At 72.0% G+C, this 14,194-nt stretch carries 14 protein-coding genes; 2 read left to right on the top strand and 12 right to left on the bottom strand.

The features are described 5' to 3' along the window. The first annotated feature begins 6 nt into the window (after positions 1–6). Positions 7–756, top strand: coding sequence for an SDR family oxidoreductase (locus tag ACWGQ1_RS00810; RefSeq protein WP_452312165.1), 750 nt, complete (start codon positions 7–9; stop codon positions 754–756). Then, entirely contained in the window at positions 749–1,099 is a 351-nt protein-coding gene (locus ACWGQ1_RS00805; RefSeq protein ID WP_136030040.1) for a nuclear transport factor 2 family protein, read from the top strand. Before ACWGQ1_RS00810 ends, ACWGQ1_RS00805 begins: the two co-directional genes overlap by 8 nt. Positions 1,100–1,277: 178 nt before the next feature. Here the strand turns inward: ACWGQ1_RS00805 and ACWGQ1_RS00800 are convergent, their stop codons facing one another. The 12 genes from ACWGQ1_RS00800 to ACWGQ1_RS00745 form a co-directional block, all read right to left on the bottom strand. Then, complete coding sequence (locus ACWGQ1_RS00800) at positions 1,278–1,556, bottom strand: type II toxin-antitoxin system RelE family toxin (RefSeq protein WP_206252039.1); 279 nt, start codon at positions 1,554–1,556, stop codon at positions 1,278–1,280. Beyond that, entirely contained in the window at positions 1,553–1,828 is a 276-nt protein-coding gene (locus tag ACWGQ1_RS00795; RefSeq protein ID WP_452312164.1) for a type II toxin-antitoxin system Phd/YefM family antitoxin, read from the bottom strand. The genes ACWGQ1_RS00800 and ACWGQ1_RS00795 overlap by 4 nt, the downstream gene beginning before the upstream one ends. A gap of 79 nt (positions 1,829–1,907) precedes the next feature. Continuing rightward, positions 1,908–3,104 carry a DNA polymerase IV gene (dinB, locus tag ACWGQ1_RS00790; RefSeq protein WP_452312163.1) on the bottom strand — a complete coding sequence of 399 codons (1,197 nt, stop codon included), beginning with the start codon at positions 3,102–3,104 and terminating at the stop codon, positions 1,908–1,910. A 155-nt stretch (positions 3,105–3,259) separates the two neighbouring features. Continuing rightward, positions 3,260–4,051: an SDR family oxidoreductase gene (locus ACWGQ1_RS00785; protein WP_452312162.1), complete on the bottom strand. Its 792-nt coding sequence runs from the start codon at positions 4,049–4,051 to the stop codon at positions 3,260–3,262. A gap of 1 nt (position 4,052) precedes the next feature. Continuing rightward, positions 4,053–5,129 (bottom strand): enolase C-terminal domain-like protein, encoded by a 1,077-nt coding sequence (locus ACWGQ1_RS00780; RefSeq protein ID WP_452312161.1) that lies wholly within the window; start codon positions 5,127–5,129, stop codon positions 4,053–4,055. Next, positions 5,126–5,887, bottom strand: a complete 762-nt coding sequence (locus ACWGQ1_RS00775; protein WP_136035568.1) for an SDR family NAD(P)-dependent oxidoreductase — start codon at positions 5,885–5,887, stop codon at positions 5,126–5,128. The genes ACWGQ1_RS00780 and ACWGQ1_RS00775 overlap by 4 nt, the downstream gene beginning before the upstream one ends. A 158-nt stretch (positions 5,888–6,045) precedes the next feature. After that, a complete protein-coding gene (locus ACWGQ1_RS00770; protein WP_452312160.1) occupies positions 6,046–6,747 on the bottom strand; it encodes a DUF3800 domain-containing protein in 702 nt (233 codons plus the stop codon). Between the two features lie 103 nt (positions 6,748–6,850). Then, a complete protein-coding gene (locus tag ACWGQ1_RS00765; RefSeq protein ID WP_452312159.1) occupies positions 6,851–8,242 on the bottom strand; it encodes a hypothetical protein in 1,392 nt (463 codons plus the stop codon). Between the two features lie 35 nt (positions 8,243–8,277). Beyond that, positions 8,278–10,464, bottom strand: coding sequence for a DUF4148 domain-containing protein (locus tag ACWGQ1_RS00760; protein WP_452312158.1), 2,187 nt, complete (start codon positions 10,462–10,464; stop codon positions 8,278–8,280). 51 nt (positions 10,465–10,515) lie between these two features. Next, a complete protein-coding gene (locus ACWGQ1_RS00755; protein ID WP_452312157.1) occupies positions 10,516–12,339 on the bottom strand; it encodes a dipeptide ABC transporter ATP-binding protein in 1,824 nt (607 codons plus the stop codon). Beyond that, a complete protein-coding gene (locus tag ACWGQ1_RS00750) occupies positions 12,336–13,184 on the bottom strand; it encodes an ABC transporter permease (protein WP_205814303.1) in 849 nt (282 codons plus the stop codon). The genes ACWGQ1_RS00755 and ACWGQ1_RS00750 overlap by 4 nt, the downstream gene beginning before the upstream one ends. Further along, positions 13,177–14,073, bottom strand: coding sequence for an ABC transporter permease subunit (locus tag ACWGQ1_RS00745; protein ID WP_452312156.1), 897 nt, complete (start codon positions 14,071–14,073; stop codon positions 13,177–13,179). The genes ACWGQ1_RS00750 and ACWGQ1_RS00745 overlap by 8 nt, the downstream gene beginning before the upstream one ends. Positions 14,074–14,194: the final 121 nt, after the last annotated feature.

The raw sequence follows: 14,194 nt of genomic DNA, 5'->3' as shown, positions 1-14,194 counted from the left end.
TTAGGCATGACTGTTCGCCGCGCACTCATCACCGGCGCGAGTTCCGGCATCGGAACCGCCGCCGCCCTCGAACTCGCCCGCGAGGGCGCCGCCCTCTGGATCACCTACACCGGGCGCGAGGCCGAGGCCGAGCGCGTCGCCGAGGAGTGCCGGGCGGCCGGTGCCGCCGAGGTGCTGGTGTCACGGCTCGACCTGCGCAACCCCGAATCGATCGACGCGCTCACCGACCGCATCACCGTCACCTGGGGCGAGCTGCACGTGCTCATCAACAACGGCGGAGTCTGCCCCTACACGCCCTACCCCGACATCGACATCGAGGAGTGGGACTTCGTCCTCGAGACCAACGCCCGCGGCACCTTCCTGCTCACCCGGGCGGCACTCCCCCTGCTGCGCGCCGCCGAGGGCGACCGGTCGGTGGTCAACATCGCCTCGATCGCCGGACAGGTCGGCGCCCTGCAGACCGGCATCCACTACGCCGCCAGCAAGGGGGCGCTGCTCGCCATCACCCGCAGCTTCGCGCGACACCTGGCCTCCGAGGGCATCCGCGTCAACGCCGTCACCCCCGGCCCTGTCGCCAGCGCCATCACCGACCAGCTCCAGGGCGAGGGGCGCGCGAAGCTCGAAGCCGGCATCCCCCTCGGCGCGTTCGGCCAGCCCGAGGACGTCGCCTGGATCATCGCGTCGCTCGCCTCGGAGCGCGCCCGCTTCATCACCGGAGCCACCTACGACGTCAACGGAGGAGTTCGCATTGACTGACCGCACCGCCCTCGACCGTTCCGCGCACGACACCGTGCAGGCACAGCTCGACGCGTTCAACGCCCACGACCTCGACGCGTTCGTCGCCACCTACGCCGACGACGCCGTCATCACCGGTGTCGCGCCCGAACCCATCGTCGGCGCCGAAGCCATCCGCGCGTTCTACGAACCCCGGCTGCAGAACCCCGAGCTCTCGTGCGTCATCGAGTCGAGCGTGCTCTTCGGCGCGCGGTGGGTCGTGGCGCAGGAGCAGGTGATCAACGCGGGTGTCGCGACCGAGACCATCGCTACCTTCGACGTGGTGGACGGCCGCATCGCGCGGGCGTCGATGCTCAAGGCCTGAGGCGCGGAGGCGGGGTCACCTGCGGCGGTACACGTCCGCACGGTGGGCGATGCGGCCGGCGGACGGCCGCACGGTGCGCAGGAGATCTCGCGTCATGAAGGAGCGGAGCTCCGGAGACCTCCTTCATCGCGTGAGATCTCCTTCGTTTCGAGGAGGGCGTGCGGGCCACCGGCCTCTGTCAGTCCCAGTGCGGAGCGGGCGGGCGGTACGCATCACGGCGGTGCCGGGCGCGCACGACCACGATCGTCTCTCGCGCGCCGAGGAAGAACAACACTCGGTAGTCCCCACGGCGTGCAGAGCGCAGGCCCTCGAACTCGTCGACGAGCGGCTTGCTCATGCGTTCCGGATTCTCGGGCAGGGTGAAGACAGCGAACTCGACGATGGCCTGTGCGATCTTCTGCGGCAACCGATCGAGGTCGCGCCAGGCGGAGTCAGCGAAAGCGGTGGTCCAGGTCACCGGGGCCGAACCCCGTAGCGCTCCATCGTCTCCTCCGCGCTGCGCAGCTCGCCGGCCTCACCCTGTCGCCGCGCATCGTCGACATCCTGTCGCGTGCCCGGCTCCGACAGCCAATGCAGCGTCTCGTACAGAGACTCCAGGGCGTCCTTACTCATCAACACTGCCGCGCCCCGGCCGTGGCGAGTGATCTCGATCGTCTCGTGCTCGCGCTCGACCTGGTCCACCAGGCGCGAGAGGTGGTCCTTGGCCTCGCTCAGCGGTACAGTCTGCATGCCCTCAGTGTAGCCCGACTTCTAGCCAGAAGGTGGGGTGAAGTCTGGCCTTAACCATGGCAGCCCTCGGCCGAGGCCGTCACTCGTGCTCGGGGAGGATCGGCGTGGACCAGCCGGGGTCGCGTCCGAGCTGTGCGGCGCGGGAGACGGAGGCCGCACCGTAGCGGTCGCGCAGGGTGTCGAGCACCGAGTCGAGTCGCGCCTCGTCACCCCAGTCGATCGGGAGCTCCGGCTGCACGCGGTCGGCGCGGTCGAGCTGCGACAGGGAGAGGCCGAGCAGCGTGATGCCGCGGTCGGCGACCTCGGACTGCGCGGCGGCGAGCAGGGTGCGCGCCACCGTGAGGAGGATCGCGGTGCGGTCGGTCGGCGCGCCGAGCGTGCGGGAGCGGGTGGCCCTCGTGAAGTCGCCGAAGCGCAGTCGCAGCACCACCGTGCGGCACACGCGGTCGCCGTCGCGCAGCCGCCGGGCGAGCCGGTCGACGATCTGCGTGAGGATGAGGTCGAGCTCCTCCGCCGACCGCGGCCGCGAGCCGAGCGCGCGCTGCGAGCCGATCGACCCGCGCCGCCGTGTGGTGTCGACCGGGCGCGGATCCCGCAGTCGCGCAAGCGCGTGCACGTGCGCGCCGGTGGCCTTGCCGAGCATGCGCTCCGCCGTCGCCGCCTCCAGCTCCGCGAGCTGGCCGACCGTGCGCACGCCGTAGCGGTGCAGCTTCTCGGCCGTCACCGCGCCCACACCCCACAGCCGCTCGACCGGCAGCGGCAGGAGGAACTGCTCCTCGCGCTCGGGCTCCACGACCAGCAGACCGTCGGGTTTGCTCACGGCGCTGGCGACCTTCGCGAGGAACTTGGTGCGCGCGACCCCGACCGAGATCGCGAGCCCGACCTCGCGTCGCACACGCTCCCGCAGGCGCACGGCGATCTCCTCCGGCGTTCCCGCGATGCGCCGCAGCCCGCCGACCTCCAGGAACGCCTCGTCGATCGACAGCCCCTCGACCAGCGGCGTCGTGTCGCGGAAGATCGCGAAGACGTCTGTGCTCGCGGCGGAGTACGCCTCCATGCGCGGCGGCACCACGACGGCGTCGGGGCACAGCTCCCGCGCCTGGCGACCGCCCATCGCGGTGCGGACGCCGCGGGCCTTCGCCTCGTAGCTCGCCGCCAGCACGACCCCGCCGCCCACGATCACCGGTCGACCGCGCAGCTCGGGGGCGTCGCGCTGCTCGACCGACGCGTAGAAGGCGTCGAGGTCGGCGTGCAGCACGGTGGCTTCCCCACGCATCCGTTCTCCCGTCGACGAGCGGATCGTCGCACGGACCCCGGACATCGGTGCGGGCGCGTCGTTACGATCGCTCGGAAACCCCACCGGCGACGAGACGAACGGCGCTCAGACACCACGCCGGCGACGAGACGAACGGCGCTCAGGAATCGGCGGTGTCAGGCGTCGAAGCGGGCGCGCAGGGCGGGGTCGACGGTGATGTCGCCGAAGGACGCGCTCCAGGCGCCGTCGACCGCGATGGACTGACCGGAGAGGTACGGGGCCTCATCGGAGAGCAGGAATGCGGTGACGGCGGCGACCTCCTCCGCGCGGGCGATGCGTCCCATCGGCGGGCCCTCCGCGAGCGCGCGCTCCTCCGCAGCGGGGTCGGCCGCTCGGGCGATCTGCGCCTCCAGGTGAGGGGTGCGCACGCCGCCCGGCGCCACGGTGTTCGCGCGTATGCCGAGACCGCCATATGTCACCGCGACACTGCGCGTGAGCGCATCGATGCCGCCCTTCGTGAACTCGTAGGCGGCGTGATCCACGAAGCTCGCCCGCCCGTGGATCGAGCCGATGTTCACGATCGCCCCCGGCACGCCCTGGTCCACGAACGCCGACACCGCGGTCGAGCAGCCCCACAGATAGCCGAAGCCGTTGATGCCGATGATCTCCCGCACCGCGGTCTCATCCAGCTCGTGCAGGGGAGTGCGCCGGGTGATGCCTGCGTTGTTCACCCACCCGGCCAGCGGTGCGCGCGCCCGGGCCGCGGTCGCCGCGCGCGCGTGCGCCTCCCGGTCGGACGCATCGCCGAGCACGACCTCCGCCAGCACGCCCGCCTCGACCGTGCCGGAGCCCGGGGAACGTTCGAGCCCCACCACGATCCAGCCGTCGGCGGTGAGGCGCTCGGCGACCGCGCGGCCGATGCCCTTGCCGCTGCCGGTGACCACGACACTGCGCGGGGAGTCGGTCATGTCAGTCCCTCTCGAATCGGAACACGGCGGGGTCGAGCCCGAACCCGAGGCCCGGGGCATCGCTCGGTATCACGGCGCCGTCGAACCGCGGGCCGCCCGTCACGAACGAGGGCGCGGGGTCGTACGGGTTCACGCCGCGCGCGAAGGTCTCGACCTGGATGCCGAGGTGGGCCGTCACCTCGGGGTAGACGTGGCCCGACACGGGCACGCCCCGCTCGGCCGCCCACGCGATCAGCTCCCGTGCGGGGGTGACTCCGCCGATCGCGACCACGTCGAGGCGCAGCGCATCGACCTCGCCGACCTCCACCAGCGCCTTCAGCACCGCGGGGTCGGTCACCTCGTCGCCCACCGCGACCGGCAGCCCCGACTCGCGGCGGATCCGCGCGACACCGGCCGCGTCCTCCGGCAGCAGGGGATCCTCGAGCCACGTCAGGCGCGGGTCGCCCCACTGCGCGATCTCGGCGAGGGCCGTGCCGGCGTCGGGCCAGCCGAAGCCCACGTCGACCACCAGCCCGGTCGTGTCGGGCAGTTCTGCGTTCAGCAGCGCCAGCAGCTCGCGCATGTATGCCGGATCGGGAATGCGGGAGATCTTCACCTGCGACCACCCGTCCGCCTGGGCCAGCACCTCGTCCGCGACCTCCCGCGGCGTGCGCTGCGGCGATGGGTACGCGGCCACGAGCATCGCGTCGCGGGGAGCGTCGCCCGTGCCGAGCAGGCGCCACAGCGGCACCCCGGCCCGCCGCGCGGCGATGTCCCACAGCGCGATGTCGACGAGCCCGATGGCCCGGCGCACGAGCCCGACCCGTCCGACGATCGCGCTCCCCCGCAGCATCCGCTCCCACGTGCTCGCCGGGTCGTCCGCGTCGGTGCCGACCGCGTGCGAAGCGACGAGCCGCTCCACGATCTCGGCCATCGGCGCCTCGCGCGACAGGCAGTACGCGACGCCGGTGGTGCCGTCACCCGCGGTCGCCCGCACCGCGGTGTACTCGCGGCGCGTGACCGTCATGGCCCCGAGCTGCAGGGGCGCGGGCAGCGGCAGCACCACCGTGGCGGTGTCGACGCGGGCGATCGCGCTCATTCGGGCTTCTTCGCGAGGGGCACGCCGTAGTCCACCATGAACCCGCCGTCGACGTACAGCGTCTGGCCGTTCATGTAGCGCGACTGGTCGGAGACGAGGAAGCTGACCGCCGCGGCGATCTCGCTCGCGTCGGCCAGGCGCTTCGCGGGGATGCGCGACAGGATCGTGTCGAGGCTCAGCGTGCCCTGCTCGACCCCCTGCCGGAAGACGCCCGTGTCGACGTAGCCCGGGGCGACCGCGTTCACGCGCACGCCCCGCGCCGCCCACTCGGCCCCGGCGGTGGAGGTGAGCCCGATCACGGCGGCCTTGGTCGTGGCGTAGGGCGCCCGGCCCGCGGAACCGCGTGAGGAGATGGACGAGATGTTGACGATGCGCCCCTCGCCGCGGTCGAGCATGCGGCGCCCGGCGGCCTGGAGGGCGGAGAACACCCCGTGCAGATTCACGTCGACCACGGCCGACCACTCGTCCCACGTGAGGTCTTCGATGCCGCGGTGCCGCTGGATGCCCGCGTTGTTCACGAGAACCTCGATGGGCCCGAGCTCGGCCTCGATCTCGCCGAACACCCGGTCGACCGCGGCGTGATCGGTCACGTCGAGCTCACGCCACAGGATGCCGGCGGGGTTGTCGCCCGCGGTGAGGCCGGGCACGCGGTCGGTCGCCACCACGCGGTACCCGTCGGCGGAGAGCCGCTGTCCGATCTCCCAGCCGATGCCGGCGGAGCCTCCGGTGACGATGGCGACGGGGCGCTGCGCGGTCATGTCTCTCCTCTACGACGGGGATTTGCTATAGCAAGTGTAGCGGCCGCGGGCGGACGCGAGTCAATGCACACCGTGGCCGTGCAGCGCGAGCATTGCTAAGCTGGAGGAGCAGACCCCCTCCGCACCTGTGGATCCAGGGGGTCTCGCTGTGTCCGAGGTCAGATCTCCCGGGGAGAGCGCCGGGGGTCGCGCTCGGCAAGGAAATCGCCGTACCACTCCCAGGCGAACTCATTCCCCGGGTGCCGGTCGACAGCGGCGTACGCGCTCCAGGCGACGAGATCGGCCATCTGCTCGAGCTGCGAGTGCCTGGAATCCAGATGGATCGCGTCCTCCAGCACTCGACGCTGGTCGAGCTTGAGTCCACGGTGCGCAGTCCGATAGCTCGAGTCCGACCCGTCGCCGTCCATGAAGACGATGCCCAGCGCATCGCGCTCGTGAAGTTCCTGCTCGAACCGATGGACGAGCGCGGCATAGGTGTCGCTGCGAGTCCGTGCGAGCGCCCGAGGGTCTGCTGATCGGAACACTGCTCCGACCGACAGTCCTTCCGTGAAGCGCAGCGTCTCCAAGCACTCTCGAGCGACGTCGCGACCGAAGTCCTTCCAGTACTCGACCTCGCCGTGTCGATGCCGTTCGGGAAAGCGCCGAGAGATCCGTCCTCGACCGTTGACGTATTCCGTGGTGTGCAGCTCCTGTATGACGGGAACGCCCAACTCCCGCCAGAGACGTTTGCGCATCTCCAACCAGGTCCGCAGTACGCTCGACCACCGGTCGGGTGCGAACTCCACCCAGCCGTACACCACCAGTCCCGTCTGAGGGTGGCCCGAGTCGTCGACGTAGATCATCCGCTCGAGCGCTGCCATGCTCCATTCTCGCCATGGGGCGGCGGCGCAGATCGCGCGGGTCAGGCGCGACACCGGCATTCCGCGTCGCTCCCCCGCCGGTGGAGGTAGGGACGCGTGCAGGTCAGTCGTCGAGCAGGCTCGCGACGAGGGTCACCGCGTGCGCCTCCAGCAGCTCCAGGGCCCCGGCGGCCAGGGGGGTCTGCCAGGCCTGGTAGGCGCCGCGGTCGTAGGCCTCGCGCGTCGGGAGGTAGACGAAGCCCGGGCCGTTCGTCAGGTTCATCACCACGATGGGCGTCGCGGGGAACCGTTCCCGCAGCGTCGTCTGCAACCGGGAGTACGCCTCGCCGGGATGCCCCACGATCACCGCGTCGCCCCAGCGCCACGCCCACACCGGGTGCTGCACGGTGGGCCCGTCGATGTAGCCGTCGCGCAGGTTCCGCGCCCGGCCCAGACGCTCGTCGCGCGAGCGGGGGTCGATGTCCTTCCACTCCTCCGCCAGCTGGTCGAGCGTCGGCAGGTCGCGCAGGGGGAGCTCGACGGCCGCCACGACCCCGCGCGCCCCGTCTCCGCCGTCGACCGGCCGCCCCGTCCAGATCGCGAGCGGCGCGCCCGACTCGACCACACCGTCCAGCGTCAGCTCCTCGCCCGGCAGCGGCAGGGCGTCGAGCGCGGCGAGGACCGCGTGTCCGAGCGAGCGTCCGTGCCGGTCGGCCACGCGCACGTCTCCCGTGTACTGCTCGCGCGGGGCCAGCTCGCCCGATGCCCCCTGCACGAACAGGCACGGCTCACCGGTCGCGGCCTCGACGATCTCGCGCATCGCCCCGACGTAGTCCGGCGACACCTCGCGGCTCTGCCAGGCGAGCGTGGTCGGGTGGCAGGCGTAGTTCACCAGGGTCGCCCGCACCCGGCCCTCGACGCTGATGCGACCGATGGTCACGGTGTCATCGGCGGTGCCCTGCGGGTTGTAGCCCACGAGCGCCCGTCCGTCGAGGTCGAGCTCCCGTTCCGCGGCGAGGGTGCAGGTGCCCGTGGTCCACTCGATCAGTCCGGGGCGGGCGCCGTCGAGCGCTTCCCGTCCGGCCGCGACCCCGGCGGCGGACAGCGCCTCCAGGTAGCCGGGGATGAGCTCGCCCCCGGGCAGGTGCGCGTCGGCGGCGCACAGCACCGCGCCGGCGTGCGTGTGCGACAGCGACAGCATGAGCTGGTCGGCCTCCAGGCCGAGACCGTCGAGGATCGCGCCGCGCACCCCCTGCTCGTCGGCGACCCGGCGCCACCAGGTGCCGTCGACCGCGAGCAGCACGCGCGGGCGCTCGTCGGCCCCGATCACCGCGAGCGCGGTCAGCTCGAACGGGCGATGCGCCCCCTCGGAGCGCTCCCAGTCGGCGGGACCCCAGTTCTTGGCGCGGATGCCCACCGGGGGCGTGATGTCGCGCCGGGCCACACCGATGCGGGCGCGCGTGCGCGGAACGCGGATGCGGTCGCCGAGGCGCGTGGCAGCTGCCGTGTCGTTCACTCCAGGTCCTCCCTGTCGTCCATCATGGCCGTCGCTCACACGCTCAGCACGTCGGCGATCAGCACCCGGTCCCCGGCCTCGGGCACCGTCGTCTCGACCCCGCGCTCCACGGAGTCGCTGTAGAGCAGCGTGGACGGCTCTGCGAACCCGTCGGCCAGCCGCAACCGTCCCCCGACGAACTGGGAGCCGGTGATGCGCGCATGGTTCACGCCCGCGCCGATGTCGGCGTGCGCCGCACCGTTCGCGACCGTCGAGGTCACGCCGCTCAGACGCCAGGTGACGACGCCGTCGCCGGCCGCCCGCGACAGCAGGGCGACGTCGGCCCGCTCGGTGCCGAGCTCCACGCCCTCCACGGCGATGAGCTGGTCGCGCACGGCGGTCGCCGACAGCAGCACGTCGCGCACCGTACCGCCGCGGATCGTGACCCGCGACGCGCCGAGCTCGAACGGCGCGCCGGAGGCCGGGCCGCTCAGCCGGCAGTCGACGAACTCGACCGGTCCCGAACCGCGGGCCTTGGTCCCGTCGATGCCGCCGATGGTGCAGCGCACGAAGCTGACCGGGACCGTGACGGGCGTCTGCACGAGCACCTGGTCCTTCGGCAGCGCGAACGTGGAGTCCTCGATCGTCGTCGGCCGCGACGACCGCGCCGACCGCTGCCCGATCGCCAGCAGCCCGGCGGTGCAGCCGCGCACCTGGGCCCCGTCGGCGTTGATCGTCATGGTCGCCTGCGGGTCGAACGTGGAGCGGCCGATCACCCGCACGTTCTCGAGCGTCAGGTCGCTGATCTTCGTGCCCGCGACGAACCATGAGCACACGTGGTCGCGCACCGTGATGCGCTTGGCGGCCGTGCCCCACTGCGCCCCGGAGTTGGCGATGTCCATCAGCCCGGAGTTGCCGATGAAGGTGAGGTCATGCTCGTACTGGCCATGCGTCGTGAACGGGTTGCCGCCCTGGTCGTCGCCGTCGCCGTGACAGTTCTCGACGATGCAGTACGCGCTCGCGGTGAGGTCGTTCAGGTGTCGCGCGTTCGACGACGTGCAGTCGGCGACCCGCCCGTAGAGGCTGTAGATCTGCTGCGTGAGGTACCCCGCGCCGCCGTAGAACACGGTGGGCGGGTTCTCGACCGAGCAGCGCTCGGTGGTGAAGTGGGTGTTCCACCGCCGCATGATCACGGGCCACCAGGTGCGGCTGGCGTGCACGTCGGCGACGTCGCAGTGGACGGCGTACTCGAAGGCGATCGGGTGCGACCCTGTGCGCTCGCGCGGATCGGGGAAGGACCCGTCGGTGGGTCCGTCGAACGGTCCGGCGCCGAGGAACCGCATGTTCGCGATGCGCACCCCGACGACCGGCTCCATCCGGCGCCAGGTGAGCCGGCGACCGGTGTCGAGCGGCCACCCGTTGAGGTAGTCGACGCGGATGTGCGTGGCGTCGAGCTGCTGCGTCACCTGCACGAACCGCTGCAGCTCGCGCTCATCCCGCCCGCCACCGGCAACCTCGTCGCACTGCACCGCCCACCAGGTGTCGACGGCGAACGGGGTGGCGTCGGGCACCGCGACCGCGTCGGTCAGCTCCGCCCACGGCTCGGTCAGCCGGTGCTCGACGACCACGTCTGCCGCCACCCCGGTGAAGAACATGACCGCGCCGAACGGGTTGTCGGCGGTGTTCGGCTCGATCCCCTCCGTGGTGACCAGGTGCCCGCCGAAGTCGATCTCGATGTGCGAGCGGGTGAAGACGTGCCGCCGCTGGAACAGCAGGTCGGTCTGGGCCTCGATGCGCCGGACGGCGGGGTCGTTCACCAGCGCGTCGAGCGCGTCGTCGGCCGCCGTCTCAGGTCCGGTGATGCCGAAGACCCGGAAGTCGACCGTGCCGTCGTGGAGCAGCACCCACTTCGTGTGGCGCTTGCCGGCGACGACCGTGCCGCCGTTGACCGCGGTGTCGGCCTCACCGGCCCCCACGTACACGAGCAGGCCGGCGTCGCCGGGCGCGTGATACCCGGCGACGATCGCCAGCTCGCCCTCACGCGCCCGCAGCCCGGCCAGGTCGGCGACGGTCTCCGCCCTCGTGACGTCTTTCGAGCCCGCCGCGACGGGGGCCGCCTGCGCGGACGACGCGCCGACGACGGACCCGGCCGCACCGAGCGCGACGGCGCCGAGCCCGGTCATCAGGGCGCGACGCCCCGTCGAGCGCACACCCTGTTCGGTGCCGGTGGTGGTGTCGGACATGACGACTCCTTCGTTATCGACGGCGGGTCGGAACGTGGTGTCCCGTCGGTGTCATCCGCGCGCTCCCGCGGCGGTGGGCGCCGGAACGACCGCGGTGACCGCCCCCTGCGCCTGCCAGAGCGCCGCGGCCTCGGCCCGCCGGCGCCGCTCGAGCACCGGATCGGCCACCGGGATCGCGGCCATGAGGCTGCGCGTGTACTCGTGCTGCGGGTTCGCGAACAGGGCGTCGCGCGCGCCGACCTCCACGATCCGCCCGTGCTGCATCACGGCCACGGTCGACGACATGTACCGGATCACGGCGAGGTCGTGGCTGATGAAGAGGTACGTCAGGCCGAGCTCGGTCTGCAGGTCGCGCAACAGGTTCAGCACCTGCGCCTGGATCGACACGTCGAGCGCCGACACCGACTCGTCCAGCACCAGGAACTCCGGCTCCAGCACGAGCGACCGCGCGATCGACACCCGCTGGCACTGGCCGCCCGACATCGAGCGCGGGAGCCGGTGCGCGAACTCCTCGTCCAGCCGCACCCGGTGCATCGCCTCGCGCACCTTCTCGGCCCTGGTCGCCCGGGTGCCGATGCCGTGGGCGAGCAGCGGCGCCTCGATGATCTGCGCCACGGTCTGCCGGCGGTTGAGCGCCGAGAACGGGTCCTGGAACACCATCTGCATGCGGCGGCGCAGCCTGCGCAGCTCCTCGCCGCGCAGGTCATGCGGACGCTGCCCGTCGAACACCACCGCACCGCCGTCGATGCCGCCGAGCGCGAGCACCGCCTTCGACACGGTCGACTTGCCCGACCCCGACTCGCCGACGAGCCCCACGGTCTCACCCCGGCGGATCTGGAACGACACGTCGTCGACCGCGGTCACGCGGCGTCCGGAGCCCAGCGTGAACACCTTCGTCACGCCCTGCACGTCGACCAGCACGTCGCCCGACTCCCTGGCCCGGTCGACCGCGCTGATCGTGTCGGCGGCGCCCTTCGTCTCGCCGAAGGGCCCCTCGCTCACGGACCGGGGGTGGGATGGCCCCGCACCGTGCGGTTCCGGGGTGGGCGGTGCGAGGTGAAGGGCGTCCACGGTCGGGATGGGCTGGTGCACGTCCACCGTGAGGTCGACCACGGCCCCCAGCAGCGCCTGCGTGTACGGGTGCTCGGGCGCGGCGTAGATCCGGTCGACGGGGCCCTCCTCGACCACGCGCCCGTGCCGCATCACGTGGATCCGCTCGCAGAAGCCGGCCGCGACGCCGAGGTCGTGCGTGATGAGCACGACCGCGGTGCCGTGGTCCTCCGCGAGACGGTCGAGCAGGTCGATGATGCGCGACTGCGTGGTCACGTCGAGGGCGGTGGTGGGCTCGTCGGCGATCAGCACCGCGGGCCGCGACGACATGGCCATCGCGATCATGACGCGCTGGCGCATGCCGCCGGAGAACTCGTGCGGGTACTGGCTCAGGCGCTCCTCGGGCAGCGGCACGCCGACCTCGGTCAGCAGCTCGACGGCCCTGGCCCGCGCGGCCTGCCGCGACACCCGCTCGTGCAGCCGGATCGCCTCGACGAGCTGGTGCCCGATGGTGCGCACGGGGTTCAGCGACGACATCGGGTCCTGGTAGACCATCGCGATCTCGCCGCCGCGCACCTTCGTCATCTCGCGCGTGCGGAGAGTCAGCAGCTCACGGTCGCGCAGCCGGATGCTGCCGCCGAGCTTCGCGCCGTCGTTGAGGCGCATGATCGACAGCGCGGTGAGCGACTTGCCGGAGCCGGACTCGCCGACCAGGCCGATCCGCTCGCCGGGGCGCACCGCGAAGCTGATGCCCTTCACGGGCGTCACGTCGCCGTAGGAGACGGTGAGGTCCTGCACCCGCAGGACGGGAGCGGCGTCGGTCATCGGCCCTTCCCCTTCCGGTCGCCGCCGAACTGGTCGGCGAGCACGTTGAGCAGCCAGATGGTCACGAAGATGAACAGCGCGGGGAACAGCACGTACCCGATCGACTGGTACATCTTCTGGTAGCCCTGCTGCACGAGGGTGCCCCAGGTGGCCTCGGGCGGCGCGATGCCGAGCCCGACGAAGCTCATCGACGCCTCCAGCAGGATCGCGTTCGCGGCGTTGATGGCGGCCTGCACCACGATCGGTCCTTTGGCGTTGGGCAGCACCTCCGCGAACAGCAGGCGGCTGCGCTTCGAGCCGAAGGCCACGGCCGCGGTGAAGTAGTCCTCCTGCAGCTCGCTCAGCACCGACGACCGCACCAGCCGCGCGGTCGTGGGGGTGAGCAGGATGCCGATGATGACGGCGAGCTTCACGGGGTCGGCGCCGAACGCCGAGATGAACACCAGCGCGAACAGGATCTGCGGGATCGCCATCACGGTGTCGGCCAGGCGCATGAGCAGCTCGTCCACCCAGCCGCGGGCGAACGCGGCGGCCATGCCCCACGCGATGCCGAGCACCATCGCCACGAGCGTGGCACCGGCGGCGATGAACACGGTGAGCTGTCCGCCGTACAGCACGCGGCTGAACAGGTCGCGGCCGAGCTCGTCGGTGCCGAACAGGTGCACGGCCGAGGGCGCGGCGAAGCGGTCGGGCGACTGGGCCGCGGGGTCGAACGGCGCGATGACGGGCGCGAGCACGCAGGCCAGCACGATCAGGGCGAGCAGCGCGAGGGGGATCCACGAGGCGACGGCGAGCCGGCGGCGAGGACGGGTCGAGCGCAGGGCGAGGGTGAGGGTGTCAGCCACGGCTGCTCCTTGCACGAAGACGCGGGTCGAGCACGCCGTAGAGCAGGTCGACGATCAGCGTCGTGAGGATGAACATGGCGGAGATCAGCAGCACCACCGACTGCAGCACCGCGTAGTCGCGCTTGAACACGGCGTCGATCGCCAGCGAGCCGAGCCCGGGAACACCGAACACGTACTCCACGATCACGACCCCGCCGAGCGTGTACCCGACGATGAGGCCGAGCATGGTGAGCCCCGGGATCAGGGCGTTGCGCAGCGCGTGCCCGAGCACCACCCCGCTCGCCGACTGCCCCTTGCCGCGGGCGGTGCGGATGTAGGGGGCGTCGAGCACCTCGACCATCGACGCCCGCAGGAACCGCATCAGCAGCGGCGCGGCGGCGAAGGCGAGGGTGAGGGCGGGCAGGATCATGCGCACGAGGTTGTCGGCCGGGTCGTCCGCGAACGGCGTGTAGCCGCGGGCGGGCAGCCACTTCAGCTGCACGGCGAACACCACGATCAGCACGATGCCGATGAGGAACTGCGGCAGCGCCATGCCCGCGGTGGAGATGGCCGTGAGCACGCGGTCGACCACGCCGAGCGGGCGCAGCGAGGCGATCACGGCGGCCGGGGTAGCGATGAGCACGGCCAGCAGGATGCCGATCAGCGTGAGCTCGAGCGTGGCGGGCAGGCGCTGCCCGATGAGCTCGGTCACCGAGAACTGGTTGAAGTACGACTGCCCGAAGTCGCCCGTGACGACGCCGCCGATCCAGCGCAGGTACTGCTCGATGACCGGGGCGTCGAGCCCGGCCTCCTCGCGCAGACGCTGGAGCATCTCGGCGTCCACGCCCGGCGTCGAGCCGAGACGGGTGATCACGGGGTCGCCCGGCAGCAGCCGGAGCACCACGAACACGAGGAGCGAGGTGGGGGGGGGGATGGCGGGGCTGGGTGGGCCCCCCCCCAAAAAAGAAAAGAGCAAACCCCCCCCCCCCCCCCCCTCTCTCCCCGCTCCCCCCCCCCCTCTCTTCTCCCCC

This window comes from Microbacterium sp. NPDC055599 (genome assembly GCF_053618975.1).
Note: the sequence above shows the minus strand (reverse complement) of the source record. Positions and strands in the feature narration are given on the sequence as shown.

What these genes read in the sequence shown, in the direction of transcription:
- ACWGQ1_RS00810 (WP_452312165.1), top strand. Translation starts at nt 7, where the DNA reads ATGACTGTTCGCCGCGCACTCATCACCGGCGCGAGTTCCGGCATCGGA.
- ACWGQ1_RS00795 (WP_452312164.1), bottom strand. Translation starts at nt 1,828, where the DNA reads ATGCAGACTGTACCGCTGAGCGAGGCCAAGGACCACCTCTCGCGCCTG.
- dinB (WP_452312163.1), bottom strand. Translation starts at nt 3,104, where the DNA reads ATGCGTGGGGAAGCCACCGTGCTGCACGCCGACCTCGACGCCTTCTAC.
- ACWGQ1_RS00785 (WP_452312162.1), bottom strand. Translation starts at nt 4,051, where the DNA reads ATGACCGACTCCCCGCGCAGTGTCGTGGTCACCGGCAGCGGCAAGGGC.
- ACWGQ1_RS00780 (WP_452312161.1), bottom strand. Translation starts at nt 5,129, where the DNA reads ATGAGCGCGATCGCCCGCGTCGACACCGCCACGGTGGTGCTGCCGCTG.
- ACWGQ1_RS00775 (WP_136035568.1), bottom strand. Translation starts at nt 5,887, where the DNA reads ATGACCGCGCAGCGCCCCGTCGCCATCGTCACCGGAGGCTCCGCCGGC.
- ACWGQ1_RS00770 (WP_452312160.1), bottom strand. Translation starts at nt 6,747, where the DNA reads ATGGCAGCGCTCGAGCGGATGATCTACGTCGACGACTCGGGCCACCCT.
- ACWGQ1_RS00760 (WP_452312158.1), bottom strand. Translation starts at nt 10,464, where the DNA reads ATGTCCGACACCACCACCGGCACCGAACAGGGTGTGCGCTCGACGGGG.
- ACWGQ1_RS00755 (WP_452312157.1), bottom strand. Translation starts at nt 12,339, where the DNA reads ATGACCGACGCCGCTCCCGTCCTGCGGGTGCAGGACCTCACCGTCTCC.